The organism is Kitasatospora sp. NPDC088346 (assembly GCF_044740765.1).
Taxonomy (GTDB): Bacteria; Actinomycetota; Actinomycetes; order Streptomycetales; family Streptomycetaceae; genus Kitasatospora.
Genome location: NZ_JBIURH010000160.1, coordinates 1 through 2171, shown reverse-complemented (window position 1 = coordinate 2171; position 2171 = coordinate 1). Strand labels below are relative to the sequence as shown.

At 71.3% G+C, this 2171-nt stretch carries 1 protein-coding gene; it reads left to right on the top strand.

Features of this window, described 5'->3' with window-relative positions; genetic code table 11:
- Positions 1–326: 326 nt before the first annotated feature.
- A complete protein-coding gene (locus ACIOFR_RS42130; protein WP_401006120.1) occupies positions 327–1478 on the top strand; it encodes an ATP-binding protein in 1152 nt (383 codons plus the stop codon).
- Positions 1479–2171: the final 693 nt, after the last annotated feature.

Here is a 2171-nt window from a genome sequence, read left to right as displayed (position 1 = left end):
TGAAGGGCCGCGAACTCGGCCGCATCCCCACCTCGACCACTGACAACGACTAACCAAGATCAACCAGCGACGCGAGGGTCAGAACTCAACCGGCCAGAGTGGGTCACGGTTCAACCGTCGCCGACACGCCCGAAACAGTGCCGCAGGCGGCCCTCGGAGGGCCGCGGCGGCATTGCGGCGGCAGTGCGCACCCCTCGCTGGCCGGGCGCTCCCGATTGCCCCTCAGGAGCCCGTCAGTGGCCTCGCCAAACCGGCTCTGACCTGGTGTTTTCTCGGAAATCTCCTAGGCTGGGGGAGCTTTGTCGGACACCCTCGGAGGGGGCATCATGAGCGAGGAATCCAAGGCGTACGACGCCAGCGCGATCGTGGTTCTGGAGGGCTTGGAGGCGGTTCGGAAGCGGCCCGGGATGTACATCGGATCGGTCGGTGAACGCGGCCTTCGCCACCTGGTGTTCGAGGTCGCCGAGCGGGCGCTGGACGAGGTCCTCGGCGGCACCGCCAGCCGTGTCGAGATCATCCTCACCGCCGACGGCGGCGTCCGCGTCGCCGACGACGGCACGGGCCTCCCGGTCGAGCACGCCGGCCACAGCGACGGCCCTGCGCTGGAGACCCGGTTGACCGTGCTCTGCTGCGGGGCGCAGCCCGCCGACCGGCGCTTCCTGTACGCCGGCTACTTCGGCGTGGGACTGGCCGTCGTCAACGCGCTGTCGGGCCGTCTGACCGCCGAGGTACGACGCGACGGCGCCCGCTGGGTGCTGGAGTACGAGCGAGGCGTAGCCGTCGCGGCGCCCACCCGCACCGGACCGGCCGACGGCAGCGGGACCGCGATCACCTTCCGGCCCGATGCCGAGATCTTCGAGACACTGGAGTTCTCCTTCCACGCGCTGGCCGAGCGCTTCAGGGAACTGGCCTTCCTGAACCGGGAGTTGGACATCACCCTGACCGATGACCGCGACCCCGCGGCGCCCCAGGCCGTCCGCTTCCGCTTCCCGGGCGGACCGAGCGACCACAGCGCGGAGCAGAGCTCCTCCCTCCACCCGGACGTGATCGCCTTCGAACGCGAGTACGCCGAGATGGAGGGAACCGTCGAGGTGGCTCTCCGCTGGTGCGCCTCCGGCGAGGAGCGGGTCGCGAGCTACGCCAACAGCCGGCCGACCACCGGCGGCGGCACGCACGAGCTCGGCTTCCGCGACGGCCTGGCGGCCGCGGTCAACGCCTACGCCCGGGAACAGCAGCTGCTCACCCCGTCCGACCTCGACTTCATCCCCACTCAGCTCGGCGCGGGCCTCACGGCGGTCGTGTCGGTGAAGCTCGATTACCCCGAGTTCGAGGGGGCCACCCGCGACCGACTGGGCAACGGCCCCGTCCGCGCCTGCGTCGCCGAAGCCGTCCGCGAGCACCTGACCGCCTGGCTCCACGCCAACCCGGCGCAGGCGACCGCCGTCCTCGCCCGGATCTCGATGACCACCCGCCACTGACGGCAGCACACCGCAGACACCGAAGCCCAGGTCGGGGGTGGCCCCCGGCCTGGCCTCTTTGGTGGGCACAGACGGTCTTCCCTGCATCGAACCCCCTGGTCGCCGCAGGCACCGTGTCGGCCGGTCCGGGCAGACCGGGAATCGACCAGGCCCGCGCTCGCCCGTCGCCCGTCGGCCTCTCCGCCCGCGCGGAGGGCGATGCGGATCGCGTGGCCGATGTCTTCTCCACATCACGCGGGGGTAGACCGGCGTACAGCTGCTCGTGACTCGCTCCTTCCGGGATACTCTCCGCCCCCGCGAGGAGGTCGACCGCTCAGCCAGGCGACGATGCCCGCGAGAACGAAGTCCTCTTCGCCCGCGCGGTCACCGACCCTCGCCCGGCAAGGCCGCGGCACGACGCTGCCCCCGGCTCGCCTTGGGACAGGCGGGCCGAGGGCAGCAGAAGGCCGGTTCCGTCAGCTCCAGGGGCCGAGAACGTGACGCGCCAGTTCCGGGCGGTACGGCGGATCCGGTTCCAGGGCCAGGTGGCGAGACGGCCTGCGCGCCATGCAGGTCCCCGGCTCGTTGTGCCGGGTCCGTGTCGGCGTCGGGTGAAAACTGGTTCTGGATCACTTTCCGTGCTGATATGACTGATCGTCACCGAGCGGGCCGGGAGCGGGTGCCGGTCACGCGGCGAGGAGCACGCGCTTGCGC